Here is a 24,432-nt window from a genome sequence, read left to right on the forward strand (position 1 = left end):
TCTTAAGCGCTATGCGTCGCCCATCCAAAGATTCATCCAACAAATTGTCCGCCGACAGCCAGCGCCTCTCCACCCTCGCCCAGGCCGTCGGCCAATCCGCCAGCCGCCTCGAAGAGCGCAGCTGGGAACGCGCGCTCGACAGCCAGCTGCACAAGCTCTTGAAGACGGGCCACCAGGACACCGTCGACGCCGCCCTCAACAGCCTGTTTTCCGCCGACCTGGCCGCCTATGACGTGCTGATGGACAGCGTCGAGGCCGTCAGCGAGTCGGCTACGATCAGCGTCGATAGCGACGGCAGCACCGCCCAGTACGACGTGCTGCTGGTGGCCGCGCCGATCCTGGCCTGGACCCGCTATTCGATCGCGTCCGGCCCGATCCCGGCAGACGTGCTGAACACGCTGTCCGCCCACTTCTCCGCCCACCTGCTGGCCGATGGTACAAAGATGGCGATGGCGTCGAACCTGTTTTCGATCGACCAGCTGCCGCGCACCCATGCGGAGACGTATGCCAAGATGAACAAGCTGGCGCAGGCGGCCATCAAGGGCGTGGCGGTCAAAACGGACGTAAAGCCGCCGGAAACGGCGCCCTTCCTGGCCGACACGCGCTACCTGATCGCCGCCGTCGTGGCGCCGCATGGCGAAGCGCTGTTCCGCTGGCAGATGCCGGGCGCGCACCTGCACCAGGCCGATGAACGCCGCAACGCGCTGGAAGCCTGGCGCACGCAGGCCCAGCCGACGGTGGCGCGCCTGCTGCCGGGCTGCGGCATCGAGCTGCTGCTGCCGGAAGCCTATTACATGGCCTGCCGCGAGGCGGACAAGCTGATCCGCCCGGTCTCGATCCGCGCGGCCGTGCACTACCTGACGCACACGCTGGCGTGCGAGCCGTCGGAACTGCGCGCCGTCATCGCCGGCTTCGGCGAGGAAGCGGCCGAAGGCCAGATCGACGAATACCGGGTGGCCTTCACGCGCCGTTCCGACAGCGACGTGATCTATGGCGTGGTATGGCCGCTGTACGGCCAGGAAGACGAGGAAGGCACGCCGCCGGAAGGCCCGCTGGCGGGCGGCCTGGCGAACCTGCTGCAGCCGCGCACGCCGGTCGAGGAAATCGTCGAGCACCTGAACGCTGCCGGCGTTTCCGTCATCAAGAAGCTGGGCGAGCGCTACGTGGCGGAATATTGCGACGACTGCGGCGCCCCTTTGTTCGCCGATCCTTCTGGCGAGCTGGTGCATGCCGAGATGCCGGAAGACGCGCCGGCCGGGACCGAGCACTTCCACTGATGCATGAAAAAACCTCGCCGCGGCGAGGTTTTTTTGGGGTCTGTCCCTGCAAGGGACTGACCCCGAAGTTTGCTGTGTTTATGGTGCCTGACGAGCAACTTCGGGGTCAGTCCCCAAGGGGACAGACCCCAGCCGTTCAGTGCGTCATATTGCTGCGCCCCTGCGTACCATTGCTGTTGGTCGAATTGCGGCTGTTGGCCTTGGCCGAGCCCTGGCCGGAGGTATCGGCCTGCGAATTGCTGTCCTTGCCGGCGCGCTGCGCCGTGCCGCCCAAGGCCGAGTGCGACGGCTTCGAGCTGCCCGTCTCCCCTGCCGCGCCCGTGTCGCCGCTGGCACCGCCGTTCTTGCTATCGGCATTGCCCGTGACGTTCAGCGAGCGCGGGCTGTCCTTGCGCTCGGCTTCCTTGCGGGCGTTCTTGTCGCTGTTGGCCTGCGTCGGCTGCAGACCGACGCTGCCTGGCTTGTTTTTCAGCGCGTCCATCGCCGTCTGTGCCTGGCCGGCGCCGGCAATGATGGTAATCAGGAATGCTGCCGTGGCCGAAGCCGCCGTGAATGGTGAAACGCGCATGGTCATCTCCTTATGTCGACGGTTTTAATTTTTTATCTCGGCATTTCTTTCTCGCCCTGGGTACAGATTAAACACCAGTGCTTCGGTATTGCATAGGCGTACTGATCTTCGGCAAGTGGGACGAGTCCTACCACGCTTACCCTGATACAAGCTTCGTTACAAAACGGACCTACTGTAGGCGCCGTCCCACCACCTGTGGCTACGCGCGCTGATGTGGCTGACGTCAAGCTGCCGGTAAGCTTGCCGTTCGCGGTCGATCGACCGCTCAGCGTCCACCACTACAGGAGTATTCGTCATGCGTAAATCGATGATCGCAGCAGCCATCCTTGCCACCATGTCCACCTTCGCCCTGGCGCAGACCAGCGGCGCCAGCGGCGCGCCGGCCACGGTGTCGCAGGACACGTCCAGCGCCACCGACACCTCCAGCACCCAGCAGACCGGCAAGAAGCACGCCCGCAACAAGTCCAAGCAGTCCGGCACGACGAATATGTCGAACTCGGGCGCATCGGATAAAGCGGGCACCACAGGTGGCACCACGGGCACCTCGGGCGCGTCGGACATGTCGGGCACGGGCGGCTCGGCCACGACCGGCACGACCAATATGTCCAGCTCCGGCGCGTCGGACAAAGCCGGCACCACGGGCGATGCCACAGGCAAGCCTGCCTCGGGCAAGACGCGCACGGGCACGACCAATATGTCCAGCTCGGGAGCGTCCGACAAGGCCGGCACCACCGGCAGCGCCGCCGAGAAGCGTTGAGGCGATCGCCATGAAAAAAGCCCCGCTGCGGCGGGGCTTGCTGTCGTCAGGCTGGCGCTTACCAGGTCGAGAAAGGCCGGCTGATCAGGTTCGAATTGAGGTAGCGCGGATCGTCGCTGACCTCGTCGCCTAGCCAGTCCGGCTTGTCGAACGCCTGCCCCTCGGCCGGGACTTCGATCTCGGCCACGACCAGGCCCGCGTTCACGCCCAGGAACTCGTCCACTTCCCACGTGAAGCCGGCATGCTCGATACGACGGCGGTATTTCTCGATGATGGGCTGCTCGCACAGCCGGTCGAGGAATTCCTGCGCATCCGCCAGCGGCAGCGGATATTCCCACTCGCCCCGCGCGATGCCGACGGCTTTCGACTTGATCGTCATGAATGCCTCGTCGCCGTAGATGCGCACGCGCACCACACGCTCCGGGTGCGACGACAGGTAGCCCTGCCGGATCAGCACCGGCTCGCCCAGCGCCTTCCAGGCGTCGCTCTTGACGAGGAACTTGTGCTCGATTTCGACGCCCATGTCAGTCGTCCAGCGACAGCAGGATCGGTTGCAGGATGGCCGCGCCCAGCGCCGCGCTGCGCGCGCCGTTCCAGCCCACGTGCGGCACCGGCAGGTCGGCGTTGTCCTTGAACGGCATCTCCAGGGTCAGCGCCAGGCAGCCGAAGTGGTGGCCGATGTACTTCGACGCCAGGGTCAGCATGTCTTCCTTGTACTTGCTGACCGGGTAGCCGACCTGGTCCTGGAAGTCCGGGCTGGCGTTCTTGTAGCGCTCGATGAAGGCCTTCTGCGCCGCGGCCTGCGCGGGCGTAAACTTCTCCAGCATCTCGTTGCCGGCCACGAAGTTGTACGGCAGCGCTTCGTCACCGTGGATGTCGAAGAACATGTCGACGCCGGTCGCGTGGATCTTCTCCTTCACGCACAGCACTTCCGGCGAGCGGTCGGGGCTCGGCGTCATCCATTCGCGGTTCAGGTTGGCGCCAGCCGCGTTGGTGCGCAGGTTGCCGCGCACCGAGCCGTCCGGGTTCATGTTCGGCACGATATGGAACACGCAGCGCTGCAGCAGCTTGCGGGCGATCGGGTTGGCGTCGTCCAGCAGCGCGTCGATCAGGCCTTCGACGAACCATTCGGCCATCGATTCGCCCGGGTGCTGGCGCGCGATGAACCAGATCTTCTTTTCGGCCTGGGGATTACCGATCGTGACGAGGTTCATGTCGCGGCCGTCGATGGTGGAACCCAGGTCCGACACGCGCGCGATCGGGTTCTCGGCCACTTCGCCCAAGAGGCGCAGGTGGCGTTCCCACGAATACGGCTCGAAGTAGGCGTAGTAGACGCTGTCCAGGTCGGGCGTGTGGCGGATCGTCATCACCTCGCCGTCGAAGGAGGTCGGCACGCGGAACCAGTTCTCGCCGTCGTAGCTGGCCACCGCGTTGTAGTCCTCGAATCCCTTGGCATACGTGGCCTGGCCGGCATTGGTGAAGCGCAGCGCCAGCGCCTGCCCGCGCGCGCCCTGCACGCGGAAGTGGAACCACTGGTGGATGTCGGCATGCGAGTCGCTGCGCAGTTTCAGTTCGACGTTGGCGGGGTCGCTCGCGTTCACCACCTCGATGGCGCCGGAGTCGAAGTTCTGGCTGATCTTGATCGTCATTGTTCCGGGTTCCTTCAAAACACAATGCGCTATTGTCCCCGCTTTATGCCGAGAATGCAAAATCGGGAGGCTGTCCCCGATTCGGGACACCGGTGCCTGGCACCGGTGTCCCGCTGGCGTCAGTCGACGTTGCGGCCGCGGGCCTTCAGCGCGGCGCGCACGCCGGCGCCGTAGGCAGGGTCCGCCTGGTCGAAGTGGCCCAGCTGGCGGAACACGATCTCGTCCGGTACCTGCGACAGGGGGCCGGCCAGGTTGTCGAACAGCGCCTGCTTTTCGTCCGCCGGCAGCAGGCGGAACAGGTTGCCTGCCTGCGTGTAGTCGTCCTCGGCGCCGCGGCCGTCGTAGCGCGCGGCCGGGCCGTTCAGGTTCAGGGCCGGCTCGCCGTGGCCCAGTCCTTGTGGGTTGCTGCCGGCCGCTTCGACGGTAGCGTAGTTCTGCGCGGCACCGCCGTTGGCCAGCGCCATCGCGCCGTCGCGCTGCTGGTTGTGGAACGGGCAGCGCGGCGCGTTGACCGGCAGGTGCTGGTGGTTGGTGCCGACGCGGTACAGCTGGGCGTCGTGGTAGGCGAACAGGCGCGCCTGCAGCATCTTGTCCGGCGAGTAGCCCATGCCCGGCACCACGTTGGCCGGCGACAGCGCGGCCTGCTCCACTTCGGCGTGGTAGTTGAGCGGATTGCGGTTCAGTTCCAGTACACCCACCTGCTGCAGCGGGAAGTCGCCATGCGGCCACACCTTGGTCAGGTCGAACGGGTTCCAGCCGGTGCGCTGCTCCCAGGCGGCGAGCTCGCCTTCCGTGGCGGTCTGCACGTACACGGTCCAGCGCGGGTAATCGCCGCGGGCGATCGCCTCGAACAAGTCGCGCTGGGCGTAGTCGGGGTCTTCGCCCGCCAGGCGCACCGCGTCCGCCGCCGTCAGGTTCTTGATGCCCTGCTGGGTCTTGAAGTGCCATTTCACGTAGACGCGCTCGCCGGCTGCGTTGATCAGGCTGAACGTGTGGCTGCCGAAGCCGTCCATGTGGCGGTAGCCGTCCGGCGTGCCGCGGCTGGAGAACAGGGTCGTGACCTGGTGCAGGGATTCGGGCGCGCGGCTCCAGAAATCGAACATCGCGGTCGGCGACTTCAGGTTCGACTGCGCCAGGCGCTTTTGCGTGTGGATGAAGTCGGGGAACTTGATGCCGTCCTTGATGAAGAAAACGGGCGTGTTGTTGCCGACCAGGTCCCAGTTGCCCTCTTCCGTGTAGAAGCGCACCGCGAAGCCGCGCGGGTCGCGTTCCGTGTCGGCGCTGCCCTTCTCGCCACCCACGGTGGAGAAGCGCAGGAAGGTTTCCGTCTCCTTGCCGATGGCCGAGAACAGCCTGGCCTTGGTGTAGCGGGTGATGTCGTGCGTGACGGTGAACTTGCCGTAGGCGCCCGAACCCTTGGCGTGCACCACGCGCTCGGGAATGCGCTCGCGGTTGAAGTGCTGCAGCTTTTCGATCAGGTGGAAGTCCTGCAGCAGCAGCGGGCCACGGGAGCCCGCGCTGGCGGAATTCTGGTTGTCGGCGACGGGAATGCCGGACGCGGTCGTGATCTGCTGGCTCATGGGGCTTGCTCCTCTGTGATGTGAACGTAAGGCAATTCTACGGACGCAGCACAGATTAACAAAGCCAATTAATTCAATCACATTAATAGCTATTACCAATGGAAGAGGCGGACCTCATACCAGCCACAGACCGCCTGTTGCAAACTGCGCATCGTGCACGGCGTCTTGCCCTACCCAAGCGCCTACCAGCTCGGCACGGCTGTGCGTCTGCAGGTAGTCGACCCACGCCGCGCTGCCGCCAGCCGCGTTGGTCGCGAGGCCGGAATTGGCGTACAAGGCACGCACAAAGCCAGCGTCGTCCATGTCGCCATAGCGAGCCTGGAACTCGGTCGAGCCGGCGAAACCCACCGCCAGCCGGGCCACCGGCACGTCCTGCGCCGCCCAGAAGGCGAAGCCGGCCGCGTCGCCGGCGCGGTCGAGCACGGCTTGGTACAGCAGGCCGACGGTCGCCAGCTTGTCGACGCTGGCCTGGGTGAAGCGCAAGTCGACGGTGCCGTCCGCGAACTCGCCCAGCTCGATGGAGCGCAGCGTGTCCGTACCGGTGGCGGTGACGACGTGGACCAGTCCGTCGGCGCCCAGCGTGACCCTGGCGTCGGCCCGCTTGCCTTCGAACACCGCCGTGTCCATGCCATCGCCGCCGACCAGCGTATCGTTGCCGGCACCACCGGCCAGGCGGTCGTTGCCGCTGCCGGTGAGCCAGCCGTCTTCCAGCGTGACGCTGGTCGCGGCGATCGCCAGACCGCCCTTGTGCAGCGCCCGCGCCTCGTCGCTGAGCGCGAAGCCGGCCAGCACTTCGGCGCGCGTCACGAACTTGCCAGTGGCGCCCTCCAGCTGCGCGGCCCAGAAGGCCAGGCCCTCGGGGTCGCCCTTGCGGCCCAATACCTGCTCGTACATCTGGCGCACGAACGCCGCGTTGTCCAGCCGCTCCAGCCCCAACTCGCGCCACTCGGCCGACGCGGTAAAGCCGCGCGCGATCGCCGCCATGTCGCCGCCCCGCTCCAGGTGGAAGTTCAGGCCCGCCAGGTCGGGGGCGCGGCCGAACGCGGCCCGATACAGCAGCGCGATATCGACCAGCGTCGTGGCGGAGGCCTGCAGGAAGTCCAGTCCCGCGGCGGCCTTGTTCAGCTCCGCCAACGCCACGCTCTCCTGCTGGCCGGGGGCGAACGTGGCCGTCTCGTGGCGCGCCGTCAGGCTGCCCTTGCCATCGAGCGTGAAGGTCCAGGCACCGCGCTCGCTGCGCCCGCCCTGCAGCACGTCGTCGCCGCTGCCCCCTGCCAGGCGGTCGTCGCCAACGCCGCCGATGACGACATCGTTGCCGCTACCGCCATCGAGCGTATCGTTACCGCCGGCGCTGCCGATGACGTCGTCGCCGCCGCCGCCCAGCAGCACGTCGTCGCCCGCGCCGAGGTACAGGTTCTGGCGGGCATCGTCACCGACCACGTAGTTGTCGCCGGCGCCGCCGCGCAGGGTGACCTGGCCGACGACGGCGGCGAAGTCCACGTTGTCGAGCATGACGGTGGCGCCGGCCGCCAGCTGGCGCGCGTCCAGCACGATGGCGCTGGCGGCGTTGCCAGTGGCCCCGATCGTCAGCGGCAGCGCGGCGGAGGAAGCGATCGGAACCAGCGTGGCCGTCTGCACCGGCAGTCCGGCCCCCAGCCCGGCCAGGAAGGCCTTGCCGGCATCGGCCGCCGGCGTGCCGAGCCGATGCGCCAGGTCGAGCAGCGCCTGCTCGTGCGTGAGCAGCGCCGTGGGGCCGCCCAGTTGCAGGGCCGCGCCGACCGGCAGGCCGACACTCAAGCTGGCTTTCTGGCTGCCCGCCGCCGCGTCCAGCACGATATCGGCCAGGTCGCCGGCCGCGCGGCCCGCCGGCACCGGCTGCACGGTGATCGTGCGTACCGCCAGGCCCGTGGCGGGATCGGTGCCGGTCAGCGCCAGCACCGGCATGCCGTCCATCGTCGCATTCGTCGCGGTCTGCGGCGGCGTGCCGGTCTGCACGGCATAGGCGTTCGAGCGCACGCTGCCCGCGACGATCGTGCCGTCGGCGCTCATCACGCCGCCCAGGTCCAGCGTGACCGTGTTCCCGTCCGCCCAGGTGCCGGCGGCCGGCGTCAAGGTGGCGGTCCAGGTGCGGCCGTCGCCCGCACTGGTCAGCCCGGACAGCGTGCCGCGCGCCACCGTGAGGTCGGCCAGGTCCAGGCCGCGCACGCCCGCCTGGTCAAAAGCGATCGTCACCGTGGTCGTCTCGCCGGCCGCCAGCGCGCTGTCGGCCACCGTGATCGTGGCGGTCGGGCGCACGCCGACGTGGAACGTCAGCGCATTGGCGTCGGCCGCGACGGCGTTGCCGGCCAGGTCGCGCACGGTGCCGGTAATGCCGATGGTGTAGTCGCCCAGGCTCGCCGCGGTCCAGCCGCCGGCGGGCGCGTCCACCGTATAGGTCACCGTGCCACCGGCCACCGAGTAGCCCGAGACCGCCAGCGCGCCGTGCGCGCCGCGCACCGTCACGTTGCCGGTGCCGAACGTCGCTGGATCGAGACCCGCACCGCCCGCATCGGCGTAGGCGACGGCGAACGTGAAGGCGCCGCGCGGATCGAGCACATCGGCGCGCACGGGACGCGCGGCCAGCGGCGCTTCGGCATCGATGGTATAGCGCTGTTCCAGCACGGCGCCATGGTTACCGGCGACATCGCCGATGCGCACCTGCACGGTGCCGCTGCCGGCCAGGGTCTGGTCGTGCAGCGTCCAGGTACTGGCGCCGCCCGTGGCGTTGACCCAGTGCGCACCGCCGTCCAGCGACACCTCGACGAACTGGCCGGCCGCCAGCACGCCGTCCAGCGTGCCGCCCATGTTCTGGGTGGCCGTGCGCGTGACGAAGTCGTTGGCGCTGGCGCCACTGTCGGCCGCGAAGGCGATGTCCGCGGCGGCCACGGTCGGTGCCGTGGCGATCAGCTGGAACGCGTGGCTCGCGCCCTGGCTGTCCTGGCCGGCGTTGTCGGTGGCCTTGACGACGATGGTGCCGGCATCGGCCAGCGTGACGCCCTGCCAGCGCACGGCGGTGCCGTCCACCGATCCCGTGATGTCGGTCCACGTGGCGCCGTTGTCCAGCGAGCCCCACACCTTGTCGCCGGCGGCCAGCGCATGGCGCAACGTGGCCTCGATGGTCTGCGTGCGCTCCTTCGTGACGAAATCGGTCGCGCTGATGCCAGTGTCGGCACCCAGCGCCAGCGCGCTCACCTTGGGGGCCGTGCTGAAGGTAACGTCGAGGGTAGCCGTGGCGGCATCGACGGGGTTGCCCGCCACGTCGCGCACGCGCTGCGCGCCGATGCCGATCGCGTAGGCGCCCGCATCGCCGGTATCCCAGCTGCCGCCCGGCGCCTGCACCGTGTAGGTGGCGACGTTGCCGCTGACGGCGAAGCCGGTAACGGCCAGCAGGTTGCCCTGCGGGTCGCGCACGGTCACGTTGCCGGTGCCGAACGTGGCCGCGTCGATGCCGGTGGCGGCATCGCCGTACGTGACGGTGAAGGCGAACATGGCGCCGGTCGGTGCCACCAGCTCCGCGCCAACGGGCAGCGCGGCGCTGGGCGCGCCGGTGTCGACCACGTAGGCCAGCGCGGTGGCGGGACCGTGGTTGCCGGCGGTATCGCTGACGCGCACCTGCAGCGTGCCGCTGGCGGGCAGCGTCTGCCCCGCCAATGTCCATGCGCTGCTGCCACTGGTGTTCTGGGCCTGGCTCCAGTGCGCGCCGTCGTCGAGCGAGACCTCGACGATGTCGCCGGCGCCCGTGCTCGCGCTGAGCGTGCCGGAGATGATCTGCGCCGCCACGTTCGTGACGAGATCGGTGGCGCTGGCGCCGGTGTCGGCGGCCAGCGCGATGCTCGCCATGCCCTGGCTCGGCGCCAGCGTGTCGAGCGTGTAGGCGCGGATGGCGGTCACGCCCTGGTTGCCGGTCTCGTCGTCCACGCGCAGCGCGATACCGCCGCCGTCGACCAGCGTCGCGCCGGTCCAGGTCAGCGTCGTGCCGGCGACCTTGTCCGTCAGGTCGGTCCAGCTGCGACCGCCGTCGACGGAGCCCAGCAGCTTGTCGCCGGCCGCCAGGGGCGCCGACAGCTGCGCCGTGATGGTCTGCGCCGCGCGGTTGGTGATGCCGTCGCTGGCGCTGCTGCCGCTGTCGGCCGACAGCGCGATGGCGCCGGCCGTGAGCGCCGGTGGGGTATGGTCGATGCGGATCGACAGCGACTCGCTGGCCGCGCTCGACACATTGCCGCTGGCCGAGGTGACGATGGCGCGCACGTCGTAGGTTCCGCTGGCCAGGCGCGAGGTGTCGAGGTGTTCCACCCGCCAGCTGCCGTCGGCGACAGTGGCCGTGCCGTTGGCTTCGCCGGCATCGAAGGCGCCGTCGCCGTCCGTATCGACGAACACGCGCACGCTGCTGCTGCTGTCGCCCGCGCCGCTGGTGCCGGAGAACGTCATGGCGTCGGCCGCCGTGACGTTGTCGCCGGGCGCGCCGGTGTCGTCGGCCGGGTCCAGCTGCGGCGCGCCTGGCCGGTCCGGCGCCACCTTGACGGTGACGGTCTGCATCTTGCTGGCGATGCCGTCCGACACGCGGATCGTGAAGCTGTCCATGCCCGCGTAACCGGCGGCGCTCTGGTAGGTCAGGGTGCCGCCCGGTTCGATGTCGCCGTCGCCGTCGCGGATCGTGGCCGTCGCATTCGACAGGATCAGCGTGCCGTGGGCGGGCCCGCTGACCTGTGTCCACGTCAGCGTCTGGCCGCTGTCGCTGTCCGTGACGCGCAGCAGGCTGGCGAGATCGACGGCGGCACCGTTCTGCCGGGCAGCCAGCGTGAAGTCGAAGGCACTGAAGCGGGGCACGAAGGAGATATTGGACAGCACGATGTCGTCCAGGGCCGGGCTGAACGTTTCGCGCGCGTCCGTCATCGAGATCTCGACCCAGCTCACGCCTTGCAGCAAGGTGCCGCGGTCAAGGAACGACACGGCGCCCTGCGCATCGGTCGGCGCGGTGTCCATGCTGTGTCCCGTGCTGGTCGTCAGCCGGAACTGGACGCCCGCCCTGGCATTCTGGTCCCACAGGTTGAGGGAGGTCAGGTCGAACACCGTGCCGGGCTCGAGCGACAGGCGCAGCGAACTGGCAAAGTCGCTGATTCCCTTGAACAACGCGGCGCCGTGCAGTACCGCGACGTCGCCGCCCGCGTAGACGCCCTCCTGCATCACCGCCCAGCCGCCACGGTCGCCCGTCAGCTGCAGCGTGTGGCCGTCGACGGTCTGGTACACCGTGGACGACGGCGTGCTGTCGGGGTCTGGGGCGCTGATGACGCGGCTGGAGAAATCGAAGGTGCTGGACATGACGGTTCCTGAGGATGGGTTGCGTGCGACGATGCAGGCCGCGAGTGCAGCCGCGCATGACAAATTATCTACAGGCAAGATGATGCCATAAAGCCAATGTGTTGAGGTAGCTTTATGGCAAAGTTTCCAAAAGGAACCGCGGCGCTTACGGTTGCATCGACCCGGTCAGCCGGTAACGCTCATGCCAGCCCAGCGCCTCTTCCAGCAGGTGCGGCGTCTGGCCGCCGCGCAGCAGCGCGCGCTCGTGGTAGTCGCGCAGCGCGGCGCGATAGGCCGGGTGGGCGCAGCGCTCGATGATCAGCGGCGCCCGCTCGCGCGGCGCCAGGGCGCGCAGGTCCGCCAACCCCCATTCGGTGACGAGCACGTCGACGTCGTGCTCCGTGTGGTCCACATGCGCGACCATCGGCACGACGCTGGAGATGGCGCCATTCTTCGCCTCCGACTTGCTGACGAAAATCGCCAGCTCGCCGTTGCGGGCGAAGTCGCCCGAACCGCCGATGCCGTTCATCATGTGGGTGCCGCCCACATGGGTCGAGTTGACGTTGCCGTAGATGTCGAACTCCAGCGCCGTGTTCAGGCCGATGATGCCGAGCCGGCGCACGATCTCCGGATGGTTGCTGATCTCCTGCGGGCGCAGCACGATGCGGTCGCGATAGCGCTCGATATGGGCCAGGAAGCGCTCGTGCATGGGCGCGGACAGCGTGATCGACGACGCCGAGGCCAGCGCCAGCTGGCCGCCGTCGAGCAGCGCGATGGCCGAGTCCTGCAGCACCTCCGAGTACATCGTCAGATCGCGGAACGAGGAGTGCGCCAGCCCATGCAGCACGGCATTGGCGATGGTGCCGATGCCGGCCTGCAGCGGCAGCAGCCGCGGCGTCATGCGGCCGGCCGCCACCTCCCCTTCCAGGAACGCGATGACGTGGCGGGCGATGGCGTCCGTCTCGGCGTCCGGGGGCAGCACGTTGGACGGGCTGTCCGGACTGTCGGTGATGACGATCGCGGCGATGCGGGCCGGGTCCACAGGGATCGCCGTCGTGCCGATGCGCTCGCCCGGCGCGGCCAGCGGGATCGGCGCGCGCTCGGGTCGCGGCCGCGGCAGGTAGATGTCGTGCAGGCCTTCCAGCGCCAGCGGCGCGGCCAGGTTCAGCTCGACGATGACTTGTTTCGCGCTCTGCACGAAACTGGCGCTGTTCCCGACCGCCATCGTCGGCACGATGCCGCCGTCGCCGCGGATGGCCACCGCTTCGATGACGGCAATGTCGATGGCGGGCAGCGCGCCGCTGCGCAGTTGCTCGGCCGTCTCGGACAGGTGCTGGTCGATGAACCGCACCTCGCCCGTGTTGATCCTGCGGCGCAAGGTGGCGTCGGCCTGGAACGGCAGGCGCCGCGCGATCACGCCGGCATCGGCCATCAGGCCGTCGCTGTCGTTGCCCAGCGAGGCGCCGGTGATCAGGGTCAGGCCTAGGGGTTCGGAGCGCGAGCGCTCGACCAGGGCGCGCGGCAGCGCCTTGGCGTCGCCGGCACGGGTAAAGCCGCTCATGCCGACCGTCATCGCCGGGGCGAACAGGCGCGCGGCGGCGGCGGCGGGCATCACGCGCTCCAGCAGCTCGGGACGGCGGATGCGGTGGGCGTACAGTGCTTCGTTCATGCTGTGCTCCTCGAATTCTCTTCTTTGAGGGCACAGTCTACGATCAGCGGTTCATGGATAATATGACTTAAATTCTCCAACTTCATTCGGAAAGTTCATGGACGTTCGATCGCTGCGCTACTTCGTCGAAACGGCCCGCCTGTCCAGCTTCACGCAGGCGGCCGAGCAGCTGCACGTGACGCAATCGACCATCAGCAAGATGGTGCACCAGCTGGAGCAGGAGCTGGGCACCCCGCTGCTGAACCGCGATGGCCGCCGCCTGACCTTGACGGACACGGGCCGCGTCGTGTTCCAGCGCGGCCAGGAGATGCTGGCGACACTGCGCACGCTGGCCGACGAGGTGCGCGACATCCAGGCGGCCCGGCGCGGCACGCTGACGATCGGCATCCCGCCGATGATCAACCTGCTGTTCACCCCGGTGCTAAAGGCCTTCCGCGAACGCCATCCGGACATCGTGCTGGTGCTGCGCGAGGAAGCCGGCCAGCAGGTCGAAAAACAGGTGGCGGCGGGGGAACTGGAACTGGGCATGACGGTGCTGCCGGCCGACCCGGCGCTGGCGGTGCAGGCGCTGCCGGTGGCGACCAGCCCGATCTGGGCGCTGGCCGCCGCCGGCACGTTCCAGCCGCACCGCCGCACGCTCAGGCTGGCCGCGCTGCGCGACCTGCCGCTGGTGCTGCTGACGGACGAATTCGCGCTGACGCGCACCCTGCGCCGCGCCTTCGCGGCCGCCGGCTTCGAGCCGCGCGTGGTGGCGCAAAGCGGGCAATGGGACTGGCTGGTGGAGATGGCCTCGGCCGGTATCGGCATCGCGCTGCTGCCGGAGCTGTTCGTCGACCGGCTGGCGGACGAAAAGCTGCAGGCCGTGCGCATCGTCGAACCGCAACTGCCCTGGCAGGTGGCGCACGTGTGGAACGGCCGCTACCTGTCGCACGCGGCGCGGGCCTGGCTGGACGTGTGCGCGGAAGTACTGGACCGGGGTACCGGCTAGGGCCGCATCGAGCAGCCGACGGTCCAGGCCCGATCGGCGGTACGCCGATCCAGGCCGCGCATCGCGGCGGCATCGCGCTGGCAGTGCTGCGACAGCGCCCACGCGGCGCCGACGTCGAACGTGGCCTCGGGGTGCCGCCGTTGCGGACGCGCGCGATGCCGGGCGCTGGCCTAGCCCGGCATGCGTCCCGTCCGCAAGGCGTGGGCCCAGTCGGGCGCGCCGTGCCGCAGCGCCAGCGCGGCGGCACCGTCCCAATCGTAGGGCACCGCCACATGCGCGACCGTCCAGCCGCCGGCGGCTCGCTCGACCATGGCGTAACGCGCGTGCGGCGTGCCGTTTTCCATCCGGTGCGGGTAGGGATCGCCGTCCTCGTAGGCCTGCAGCCCCACGCTGCCGGGGTTGACGACCAGGCGGCCGTCCTCCAGCCGGAGCGCACGCGGCACGTGGGTGTGCCCGCACAGCAGCAGGCTGGCGGCGGCGTTCCCTGCCCGCTCCAGCGCTTCGGCATGGGTGGCGGGGCGCATCCCCGCCGGGGTCACCGTTTCGAGCCAGCCGGTCAGGTCCGACGTGGGCGTACCATGCACCAGCAGCACGTCGTCGCCCAGCCGCAGCGTGGCCGGCAAGGCGGCCAGCCAGGCGCGTTGGGCCGGCGTGATCCGTTCGTTGGCGTGGCGGTCGGCGGCGCCCATCCGCGCGGGCGCGTGCGTGAGCACCTGGCGCTCGTGGTTACCGGCCACCGTAGGCAGCTCCAGCGCCATCAGGCGCTCGGCCGTCTCGCGCGGCTGCAAGGGGCCGGACAGCAGGTCGCCCAGATCGACGATCACGTCCGCCCCACGGCGGGCGATATCGGCCAGCACGGCGTCCAGCGCCGGCAGGTTGCCGTGGATGTCGGAGATGGCGGCGATTCTCATGACTGCCAGTATACGCCGGCTCAGACGTAGGCCAGCAGGCGCCCGCAGGCGATCACGCCCAACCACAGCGCCAGCGACAGCAGCGCGTGCAGCCGCGCCGGCCAGGGCGGCGTGACGTCCGTATTCCAGCCGGCGGCGCGGCGCCAGATGCCGAGGTGGAAGGCGGCGGCGTTGACGCCGGCAGCCAGCAACAGCGCCAGCTTCAGCAGGAAGGCCGGGTTGGCGAGGAAGTCGCCTGGCTGCGTCGAGAACATCAGCAAGCCCGCCGGCACGATCACCAGCAGGCTGCCCAGCGCCCATGGCAGCAGGTGCGCCGCCAGCGCGCGCAGCGGCAACGCCCGGCCGCAGCCCAGCAGGCGCAGGTCGAACAGCGCGACCGCGCCGACCAGCACGGCGAAGCCGACAATATGGCAGGTCTCGACGATGGGATACAGCCACGGGTCGGTCCGCATGGCCCGGGCAACGGTCGTCGCGGCCAGCCAGGCCTGCCAGTCCATCAGCGCAATTCGGTGGTCTTGTCGCCCACGGTGATGCGCTCGGCACGCAGCTCGTCGAGCTTGCTGCGGTGAGGATAGCCGTACACGGTGACCTTGGCGCCGGCGGCCAGCGCCTCTTTCGCCAGCCCGCGGCCCTCCATGCGCGACGGCGGCGCCAGCACGCTGTGCCAGCGCTTGTCGGCCGACTGCAGCAGGACGTAGCCATGCGGCTGCGTGTAGCCGCTTTCGACGATGGTGCCGGCCAGGTTGAGGGGCTTGGTGGCGTCGTATTCGCTCCAGCCGTGGTGGGCCAGGGCGGCGGGGGCGCACAGCGCGGTGGCGAGCACGGTGCTGCAAAGGATGTTGGTGCGGTACATGAAGCCTCCCTGCGATGGGACTTCGAGATCGCGCGCTCGGCAGCGCGGGGACCGTGGTGTTACCTTGGTATCACGGTGTGCTGATACTACCGCTGACGCTGCCGCCAGCGCAACCCGGCGCCTGCTCAACGGGGATTGCGACGCCGTTCGCGCTGTCGGTGCAGGGCGGGCGAGCACAGCACACGCAGCGCTGTCTGGCGCGGTACGCCGGCCAGCTGCATGTATTCCAGTGCGGGGTGAACCCCGTCCGTATTCGCAATCCGAAGTGCCTCGTCCACGCGCGCCGCCGTGAAGCCGTCAGCACGCGATCTGGTCTTGCCGCGTTCCGCCATGATTCCAAACCTCTACCGCTCCAAGACAGATTACCTTATCAAAACCGCACCGTTGCGGGCGCACGGTTGCAATCGCGCGCGCGCCCGACTGCCGCCGGGCCCGGCGGCTTAGCCGATCGACCAATTGGTTTAGCCCAGCGCTTCGGGTAGAGTGAAGTTGTCGCGTACGCGCGCCTCTAGCGGGAAGTCGACGATGATGCCAGGCCCAACGACCCAATCCGATCTGACAACGCTGGAGACAGAACTGCTGCGCCTGTTTGTCAGGCAAAGCCGCAGGATGCCGGCACCGGTCTTCATCGCCGCCGTGCTGCTGTGCTGGCTGGGGCGCTCGCCGCCCGCCACGCAGGACAGCGTCCTGGCCGCCTGGCTGGCCCTGGTGGCGTTGGCGCTGCTGGCCCGCCGGCTCGTGCTGCACAGCAATGCCGTTGCCGCCCTGCCGCCCGCGCGGGGCCTGCGGGTGGCGGTGGCGTTCAGCACCCTCAACGGCTGCATCCATGCCCTGGTCCTGGTCGTGGCACCAGCGCCGACCGACGTCAACATGGCGACCCAGAGCCTGCTGCTGGTGGGGCTGTGCGCCGGTGCGGTGGCGACGACCGCCGGTTACCGGCCCGCTTTCCTCGGCTACATGCTGCCCGTTATCGGCGCGCTGATGCTGCGCTGGTCGTCCAACGACCTGGCGATCGCGGCGATCATCGGCATTTTCGGAGCCGTCCTGACGTCGCTGGCCGATGATTCCTACCGGCTGTTCCGCGACTCCTTCAATATCCGCTTGCAACAGCTGGCCCTGAACGAACGGCTGCGCGAGGCGTTGCGGCAGGCCGAATCCGCCAATCGAGCCAAGACCCGTTTCCTGGCGTCCGCGAGCCACGACCTGCGCCAGCCGCTGCACACGGTGGCGCTGTCCGCCGCGACGCTCAGCCTGCGCCCGCTCGATCCGGACACGCGCAGGATCTCCCAGCATATCGACAAGGCCCTGGAACGCCTGGCCAGCCAGCTCGACGCATTGCTCGACATCTCCAAGCTCGATGCCGGCATCGTGCCGGTGCAGCTGGAAGCGCTCGCGCTGGGGCCGTTCCTGCGCCAACTGTGGCGCGAGTTCAGTCCGATCGCGCATGAAAAAGGCCTGGTGCTGACGCTCGACCTCGATCCGGGCATGCCGGATACCGTGATGACGGACGAAGTATTGCTGGGGCGGATGGTCGGCAACGTGATCGACAACGCGGTCAAATATTCCCGGCGCGGCACCATCGCGTTGTCGCTGCACGCGCACGCCGGGCTGCTGGCGCTGGTGATCGAGGACGAAGGACCGGGCATTCCGCCCGAGGAACAAGGCCGCGTCTTCGAGGAGTTCTACCAGCTCGACAATATCGAACGCGACCGGGCCAAGGGGCTGGGCCTGGGCCTGTCCATCGTGCATCGCCTGGCCGCGCTGTTGCAAGTGCGGCTGGAGATGGCGTCCGTGCCAGGGCACGGCACCGCTTTCTACCTGCTGCTGCCCGAACACCGGGGCGACAGTCCGCGCGTGGCCCGGGTGCCGTTCCACGGCAACCCGCTGGCCGCGTTGACGGTGCTGGTGGTGGACGACAACGCGGACGTGCGCCTGAGCATGCAGGAGCTGCTGCACGAGCTCGGTGCCGCGCCAGTCCTCGCCAACGGTACGGCCGAGGCGCTGCTGGCGCTCGAGCGCGTCAAGCCGGACCTGCTGCTGGTCGACCTGCGGCTACGCGGCGGCGATACCGGCATCGCCACCGTGCACGCCGTGCGCGCGCGCCTGCCGGGGCTGCCAGCCATCCTGATCAGCGGCGACACGTCGCCGGAGCGCTTGCGCGAAGCCAGCGATGCACACATCCCGCTGCTGCACAAACCCACGCCCGTGGCCCAGCTGCAGCAGCTCGTGGCCGAACTCGTCACGTCACCATCGAAGGAACGTCATGTCCGCTAAGCCACCGCGCGCCAGCGCCTGGTTGTCCCAGGGGCTGGAGCTGTTGCACGAACGCCTGGGCGACAGCCCCAGGACCGGTATCGACTTCGAGGTCGTCATCGTCGGCAGCGGCTACGGCGGCGCGATGGCGGCCAGTACGCTGGCCGGTTACCACACTGCTGATGGCCACCCGGCCGCCGTGTGCGTGCTGGAGCGCGGCAGCGAATACCTGCCGGGTGCCTTTCCGTCGGGAATGGCCGAGCTCGCCGGCCACGTACGTTTTTCCACGGAAGGAACGGCCAGGCCGCGCGGCCGCCGCGAGGGGCTGTTCGACGTCAAGGTGGGCAGCGACGTCAGCGCGCTGGTCGCCAACGGCCTGGGCGGGGGCTCGCTGATCAACGCCGGCGTGATGGTCGAACCGCCCGCGGCGGTATCCGCCAGGCTCCAGGCGGTGGCCGGGGAACTGGACGACCATTATGCCCGTGCCCGCGCCCTGCTCGGTGCCAAGGACAATACGATACTCGACCATCATTCGGGCACGCGGCCGCGCAAGTACGCGGCCCTGGAACGCCTGGCGCCGCGCATGCCGCCACGTGCGGCCTTCGGCGCGGCCCCCATCACGGTGGCGATGCGCGCCCATCGCAATGACGCCGGCGTCGACCTGGCTGCCTGCACCCTGTGCGGCGATTGCGCCACGGGCTGCAACCACAATGCCAAGGCATCGCTCGATACCAACCTGCTGGCCGAGGCAAAGCGGCGCGGCGCCGAGCTGTACACCGGCGCAACGGTCACCCGTATCGAACGCGACGACAAGGGCGAACGCTGGCGCCTGCACGTCGCCTATACCAATGCCGGGTTGCGCCGGCGCATGCCGCAGGGCTTCGTCGTCCATGCGCGGCGGCTGATCGTGGCGGCCGGCACGTACGGCTCGACCGAATTGCTGCTGCGCTCTCGCTCGGCAAGCCTGAAATTTTCACCGAAGCTGGGCCAGGGGTTTTCCAGCAACGGCGACATGATCGCCGTGGCCTACGACCAGGCCGACGAAGCCAATGCCGTCGCCGACGAATGCACCGAGCCGGATAAACGGCAAGTTGGCCCGACCATCACGGGCATGGTGCGTATCGACGACGCGCGCGGCGACATGCTGGTCGAGGAACTGGCGGTGCCCGGGCCGCTGCGGCGCCTGTTCGAGGAAGTCGTGGCCACGTCCGCCACGTTGCACGCCCTGGGGCAGCCGGACCGCAGCGTTCATGCCGAGCACGACGAGGGGCACGACCCCTGCGCGGTGGATGCGCGCGCGCTACGCCACAGCACGCTGCTGGCCGTCATGGGCGACGACGGAGCGGGCGGCAGCATGCGCCTGGTCGGCAGAACCCGCAAGGCCGAAGGCGGGGTGAAGGTGGTCTGGCCGGCCTTGCGCCATCATCCGCTGTTCGCGCGGCAACTCGACGTTCTCGCCGGTGCTGTCGGCAAGGATACCGCGCGGTACGGCAAGATCCTGCCCTACCCGCTCTGGAAGCCACTGCCCGACAACATGGCCTACCTCCTGAACGGGCGGCGCGGTCCGCTGCTCACCGTGCATCCGCTCGGCGGCTGTGCGATGGGAAGCAGTGCCCACGACGGCGTGGTCAATCGTCACGGCCAGGTCTTTCGTGCCACCCCGGACCGGCCCGATGACGTCTACGACTCGCTGGTGGTGCTGGACGGCTCGATCGTCCCGATGGCGCTGGCGGCCAACCCGGCGCTGACCATCGCCGCGCTGGCGCTGCGCGCGGCCGAGCACCTGCGCGCAGCATGGCAACTGACCGAACGGCGTGACGCAGACCAACTCGCGCCCCGCCCGATCTTCCGCACACCGCCGGCCGCCGCGATGCCGCGGGCGACCATGGTCCAGTTCACCGAACGCCTGGCGGGCGAAGTGCTGCTGCGCGACGGCGCGAACCAGCCCCGCGCCTGCAGGGTGGAACTGACGCTGCACTTCGTCCCCCGCACACTGGCGCCGCTGATACTGCCGGGTGAAGACAAGCCCGGTTCGGTCGCGCAGCGCCGCCGGCTCGACGCCGGGCCGGGGAGCAGTCTCGTGGTATACGACCTGGAAAAATGGCGCATCTGGCGCGTGCGCCGCGAGGGCAGTACCGGAGAGGATCCCACGCCCTTGTTGCAAGCGCCGGTGACCGGCTCGCTGGAGTTCTTCCATCGCGAGAACTCGGGACGATGGCAACGCACGCTGCGCGCCCTGGGACCATGGTTGCGCAATCGCGGCATGCGCGACACATGGCAGTGGTGGTTCGACAGGGAGGCGCCGCCGCCCCAGGCAGCCGAACCGGCGCCGGCCGGCTTGCTGGACAAGCTGCTGGCGCGCGGGCGCAACGCGCTGGCGCTCGCCTCGCGCGCGGGCGAAGTGCGGCGCTTCGACTATGCATTGACCATCGGCCGTGCCGAGGCAACGGACGGTTTCGATGCCGCCGCGTTCGAGGGCCGCCCCCTCCTGGGCGCGAAACGTTTCACCTACGCGTTCGCCAGCAATCCGTGGACCCAGCTGACGCGCATGACGCTGACGCAATTCCCCCGGCTCGCGGCCGCCCGCGTGCCCCCGGCACTGGAGCTGGACACGGGATTCCTGGTACGTTCCAACCTGCCGCTGATGCGCCTGTGCGCCCAGCAGGACCAGCCCACCGCGCTGGCGGATGTGGCCGGCCTGGCCGGCTATCTGCTGCGCCTGCTGCTCGGCGTACACATGTGGAGCTTCCGCAAGCCGGACACGCCGCCGCCACGCACGCCGGACCTGCTGCCGCCTGAGCTGCCGGGCTTGCAGCGCGAGCAGGTTTGGCTGGACTTCCCTGCGCTGTCGGACGGCCGGCAGGTGCGCGCGCTGCTGACGCGTTACCGCGCCGCCGATTGGGACCCCGCCTTGCCGCCGGTCCTGATGATCCCAGGCTACAGCTCCAGCGGCACGGCGTTCGCGCATGGCGCCGTCCAGCCCAATCTTGCCGGCTACATGGCGGCGCGGCGGCGCGACGTCTGGATCCTGGACATGCGCACCAGCAGCGCCATGGCCACGGCCACGCATGCCTGGAACTTCGAGCACACGGCGCAGAACGACATCCCGGCCGCCGTGGCGCGGGTGTGCACCTTGAGCGGCCACGAGAAGATCGACATCGTCGCCCACTGCATGGGAGCGGCCATGCTTTCCATGGCGATCCTGGGCGACATCCCGCAAGCGGCGCCTTATCGCGAGGAACTGCGCGCCCTGCCGGACCGGATCGGCAAGCTCGTGCTGTCGCAGGTGGGGCCGTTGGTGGTGTTCAGCCAGGCCAATATTTTCCGGGCCTACCTCACCGGCTACGTGCGGCACCTGCTGCCGAAAGTGCGGTTCCCGTTCCGCGTGACGGGCACGCCGGGCATGATGGACGAGCTGATCGACCGCGTGCTGGCCACGCTGCCCTATCCCGACCGCGAATTTCGCCTGGAGAATCCGCCCTGGCCCTGGCAACGGGCCAACTTCGTGCGGACCCGGCACCGCATGGATGCGCTGTACGGACGCGGTTTCGAACTGCCGAACCTGGATGCCGCCGTGCTCGATCGCATCGACGACTTCTTCGGCCCATACAGCCTCGTCACGTTGAACCAGGCGATCCACCTGGCGCGCCTAAAAACCGTCACGAACCGCGCCGGGCGCAATGTCTATGTGAAGCGTGCGCGCCTGCGGCAGCGCTGGAAGTTCCCCACCCATAGCATTCACGGCGCGTGCAACGGCCTGTCCGACGTGGCCACGCTGGGCCGCATCGACGCGATCCTGCGCGAGGACGCGCAGTGCACCTACACGACCGAGGCATTCGACGACCTGGGCCACCAGGACAGCCTGATCGGCCGGACAGGCAGCCGGGTATTCGCGGCGATCGCGCGTTTCCTCGACAGCCCAGCCGGTCCGGCGCACCCGCCCGGTAACGCCAAGCTGCCCGGTATCGGGGCGGGGACGAACGCCCAGCCTCCCGCGCAATTTACCGCGCGGCTGCCGGCAACCGGCCCCATCCGGCTGCCGAGCGTGATCGGCTCCGCACGCATGCCGGTCGGGGCCGCCGCCAGCCCTACCCTGCATGAGGCCGACTTCGTGGCGCTGGTGCCGGTGGTGGCGCAGGGCCAGCGGTATGCCATGTTCAACCCGGGCGGCCTTGTCGACCCAATGCAGATCATGGTAGCGCACGTCAAACTGTATGCGTCATCCGAGGTAGAGGACGTGGACGGATGGGTCCAGGTGGCGGCGGACGAGGTACCGGCCGGCGCCGATGGCGTGCTGATGCTGATGCTGTTCGAAGAGTCCGGTGGCCTGGAGCCGCCAACCGTCGGATGGCGCACGCGCTGGGATGTAGAGCTGATGGCGAAGCTTGCCTGGTATTTGGAACAGCAAAAGAGCCTGCTGTCCGATTACGAGCGACTCGATTGGATCGAGGCGCTGACACCGCCCGTCCATGAGGCCCTGGCAGCACTGCTGGCGCAGACTCCCGCGACAGAGCTGAAGGCGGCGCTGATCACCCCGGATCAGCCGGCGGTCGCGTCGCCGCCCGCCAAGCAGGCCGCTTCCTCCAACGATGCCGATGGCGGTGCCGGCGCGCCAGTCTGCTTCGCTGTCGGCAGCTGCCAGTACCCTGCGGGCATGCTCGACCAGGTCCCGGCATTTGCGTCGTACCGGCGGCTGGCGCAGTTGCTGGACAGTACCGATACCACGGTGAAGCCGGATTTCCTGGTACTGCTGGGCGACCAGATCTATGCAGATGCCACCGCGGGCCTGTTCGACCCCAGCGCGCTGGACGACCGACACGTGCGCCCATACGAGAAGCTGCTGGGCAATGAAGACGTCCGCAAGGTGCTGCGCCTGCGCGTCGCGTGCATGCTCGACGACCATGAGATCGAGGACAACTGGGAACCGGTCACCGGCCAGCAAGGCGATGCCAATCTCGCCGCCGGCGTGGCCGCCTACCGCAAATTCCAGCGCGGTGCCGACCTGATTTCGCACCGTGGCGCGGCACGCCTGCACTCGCGAGAACCGCTCGGCTTCGCGTGCGAACATCGTGGCCTGCATTTCTACCTGGCCGATACGCGCACCGAACGCGATGCCCGGACGGTTGCCAACATCCGTACCGCCCGCATCATGAGCGACGACTCGTTCACCGCGATGACGACATGGTTGAGCGATCGCCACCGGCTGGCGCCGGCAATGCCGAAATTCCTTGCGACCCCGTCCATCGTGGCGCCAGGGCGGATCGATGCGCCGTCAGACCTTTCCGTCGCTGGCGCCGCCTGCCTGCGCTACGACGGCTGGGCCGGTTACCCCTTGTCGCTGCGGCGCCTGCTGGCATTCATCGCCGACCATGGCATCCACGGCCTGGTCCTGCTGTCGGGCGACGAACATATCTCGAGCGAGGCAACGCTGACGATCGAGGGAGAAGGGTTGCCGGCTGTCGACGTGTATGCGGTGCACAGTTCGGCCCTGTACGCGCCCTATCCGTTCGCCAACTCGCGCGAGGCCGACATGGCCGAGAGGTTCTACAGCTTCGGTTTCGATTATCCCGACGGCGGACGCCGGTACAGATGTACGGTTCGTGCCGATTACAAGCCTGGCGATGGTTTCGCGCTGCTGACCGTAAGGGACGAAGGGGGGCGCTGGACTGTGAAAGCGGACTTCGATCGCTAACCGAAGGCGGGATCGACACTCGCACTGCCGCCCTCGGCAGATGTCAGCCCGACCTTGGCAACCACCGATACCGCCTGGGTGCGATTCCGCACGCCGAGGGCCCGGAATGCGGCGGACAGGTGCGCCTTGACCGTCCCTTCGGACAGCTGCAGCTCGCGCGCGATCACCTTGTTCGCCTTGCCCTGCACGACCTTCAACAAGACTTCGCGCTGGCGGCTCGACAAACCGTCCGCCGGCGCTGGTGCGGGGACGAGGCGGGGCGCGGTGGACGCGCCACCGCGCAGCGGCCGGGCCCACCCGCCTGGCACGCCGTTCTCATGCAATACGTTGGGAGGCAGGTAGGTGCCGCCGGCGAGCACCAGCCCTACCGCCGCCAGCAACACCTGGCCCGTGGAGGACTTGGGCACATAGCCGCGCGCACCGAGACCGATGGCCGACCGCACCGCACGGGGATCGTCCTCGCTCGACAAGACCACGACCGGCACCGGCCCCGCCACTTCGCGCAACGACGTCAGCACATCCAGGCCATCGGCATCCGGCATGTACAGGTCTGCCAATACCAGGTCGGGCGCTTGCTGGCGCAGCAGCGCAAGCGCCTCGGCGACGGTGCCTGCTTCGGCAAACCGGACCTCCGGTCCGAGGTTGTCCAGCATCAGCTTCAGGCCCTCGCGAAACAGGTCATGGTCATCGACGAGCAGTATTTGCAAGTGAATCTCCCGCCCCGAGGGGCAAGCCGGCGGAATAACCGAATGGCCTAAGACGATGGCCCATGAAATTCATCATAGGACTTTTTTCCTGCTAGGACCAGTACCGCGGCTTAGCCGTTCGCCGAATAGGCACACTTCGACGCGCTGCGCATACTGGCTTTACCGCGCCAACAGCGGATTTGAACAACCTC

At 68.7% G+C, this 24,432-nt stretch carries 15 protein-coding genes; 5 read left to right on the forward strand and 10 right to left on the reverse strand.

Going from position 1 to position 24,432, the window contains the following annotated elements; genetic code table 11:
* Positions 1-11 precede the first annotated feature (11 nt).
* Positions 12-1,277: a DUF2863 family protein gene (locus E7V67_019130; GenBank protein ID WUR11801.1), complete on the forward strand. Its 1,266-nt coding sequence runs from the start codon at positions 12-14 to the stop codon at positions 1,275-1,277.
* 136 nt (positions 1,278-1,413) lie between these two features.
* On the opposite strand, the gene E7V67_019135 is transcribed toward E7V67_019130, so the two are convergent.
* Positions 1,414-1,845 (reverse strand): hypothetical protein, encoded by a 432-nt coding sequence (locus E7V67_019135; GenBank protein ID WUR11802.1) that lies wholly within the window; start codon positions 1,843-1,845, stop codon positions 1,414-1,416.
* A 295-nt stretch (positions 1,846-2,140) separates the two neighbouring features.
* Here E7V67_019135 and E7V67_019140 point away from each other — a divergent pair, with 295 nt between their 5' ends.
* Positions 2,141-2,602: a hypothetical protein gene (locus E7V67_019140; GenBank protein WUR11803.1), complete on the forward strand. Its 462-nt coding sequence runs from the start codon at positions 2,141-2,143 to the stop codon at positions 2,600-2,602.
* 58 nt (positions 2,603-2,660) lie between these two features.
* Here the strand turns inward: E7V67_019140 and E7V67_019145 are convergent, their stop codons facing one another.
* The 5 genes from E7V67_019145 to E7V67_019165 form a co-directional block, all read right to left on the reverse strand.
* Positions 2,661-3,125 (reverse strand): CYTH domain-containing protein, encoded by a 465-nt coding sequence (locus E7V67_019145; GenBank protein WUR11804.1) that lies wholly within the window; start codon positions 3,123-3,125, stop codon positions 2,661-2,663.
* Position 3,126: 1 nt separating this feature from the next.
* A complete protein-coding gene (locus E7V67_019150; GenBank protein ID WUR11805.1) occupies positions 3,127-4,251 on the reverse strand; it encodes a M14-type cytosolic carboxypeptidase in 1,125 nt (374 codons plus the stop codon).
* A 119-nt stretch (positions 4,252-4,370) separates the two neighbouring features.
* On the reverse strand, positions 4,371-5,831 hold the full coding sequence (locus tag E7V67_019155) for a catalase (protein ID WUR11806.1): 1,461 nt from the start codon (positions 5,829-5,831) through the stop codon (positions 4,371-4,373).
* Between the two features lie 114 nt (positions 5,832-5,945).
* Positions 5,946-11,189 (reverse strand): DUF4214 domain-containing protein, encoded by a 5,244-nt coding sequence (locus E7V67_019160; GenBank protein ID WUR11807.1) that lies wholly within the window; start codon positions 11,187-11,189, stop codon positions 5,946-5,948.
* Positions 11,190-11,334: 145 nt separating this feature from the next.
* Positions 11,335-12,825, reverse strand: a complete 1,491-nt coding sequence (locus E7V67_019165) for a succinate CoA transferase (GenBank protein WUR16314.1) — start codon at positions 12,823-12,825, stop codon at positions 11,335-11,337.
* 109 nt (positions 12,826-12,934) lie between these two features.
* On the opposite strand from E7V67_019165, the gene E7V67_019170 reads away from it, so the two are divergent.
* Positions 12,935-13,825 (forward strand): LysR substrate-binding domain-containing protein, encoded by an 891-nt coding sequence (locus E7V67_019170; protein WUR11808.1) that lies wholly within the window; start codon positions 12,935-12,937, stop codon positions 13,823-13,825.
* 170 nt (positions 13,826-13,995) lie between these two features.
* Here E7V67_019170 and E7V67_019175 read toward each other — a convergent pair whose 3' ends face one another.
* From E7V67_019175 to E7V67_019185, 3 genes are read right to left on the reverse strand one after another with little or no spacing between them, the layout of a single operon-like run.
* On the reverse strand, positions 13,996-14,736 hold the full coding sequence (locus E7V67_019175) for a metallophosphoesterase family protein (GenBank protein WUR11809.1): 741 nt from the start codon (positions 14,734-14,736) through the stop codon (positions 13,996-13,998).
* Between the two features lie 20 nt (positions 14,737-14,756).
* Complete coding sequence (locus tag E7V67_019180; protein ID WUR11810.1) at positions 14,757-15,233, reverse strand: DUF6644 family protein; 477 nt, start codon at positions 15,231-15,233, stop codon at positions 14,757-14,759.
* Positions 15,233-15,589, reverse strand: coding sequence for a DUF6152 family protein (locus tag E7V67_019185; GenBank protein WUR11811.1), 357 nt, complete (start codon positions 15,587-15,589; stop codon positions 15,233-15,235). The genes E7V67_019180 and E7V67_019185 overlap by 1 nt, the downstream gene beginning before the upstream one ends.
* A gap of 609 nt (positions 15,590-16,198) precedes the next feature.
* Here E7V67_019185 and E7V67_019190 point away from each other — a divergent pair.
* Together E7V67_019190 and E7V67_019195 are read left to right on the forward strand one after the other, a co-directional pair.
* Entirely contained in the window at positions 16,199-17,863 is a 1,665-nt protein-coding gene (locus E7V67_019190) for a hybrid sensor histidine kinase/response regulator (protein ID WUR11812.1), read from the forward strand.
* Entirely contained in the window at positions 17,853-23,534 is a 5,682-nt protein-coding gene (locus E7V67_019195) for an alkaline phosphatase D family protein (protein ID WUR11813.1), read from the forward strand. Before E7V67_019190 ends, E7V67_019195 begins: the two co-directional genes overlap by 11 nt.
* On the opposite strand, the gene E7V67_019200 is transcribed toward E7V67_019195, so the two are convergent.
* Positions 23,531-24,241, reverse strand: coding sequence for a response regulator transcription factor (locus tag E7V67_019200; GenBank protein WUR11814.1), 711 nt, complete (start codon positions 24,239-24,241; stop codon positions 23,531-23,533). The two genes, E7V67_019195 and E7V67_019200, sit on opposite strands and share 4 nt — an antisense overlap.
* Between the last annotated feature and the right edge of the window lie 191 nt (positions 24,242-24,432).

Source organism: [Empedobacter] haloabium (assembly GCA_008011715.2).
In the GTDB taxonomy this organism is placed as follows: Bacteria; Pseudomonadota; Gammaproteobacteria; order Burkholderiales; family Burkholderiaceae_D; genus Rugamonas; species Rugamonas haloabia.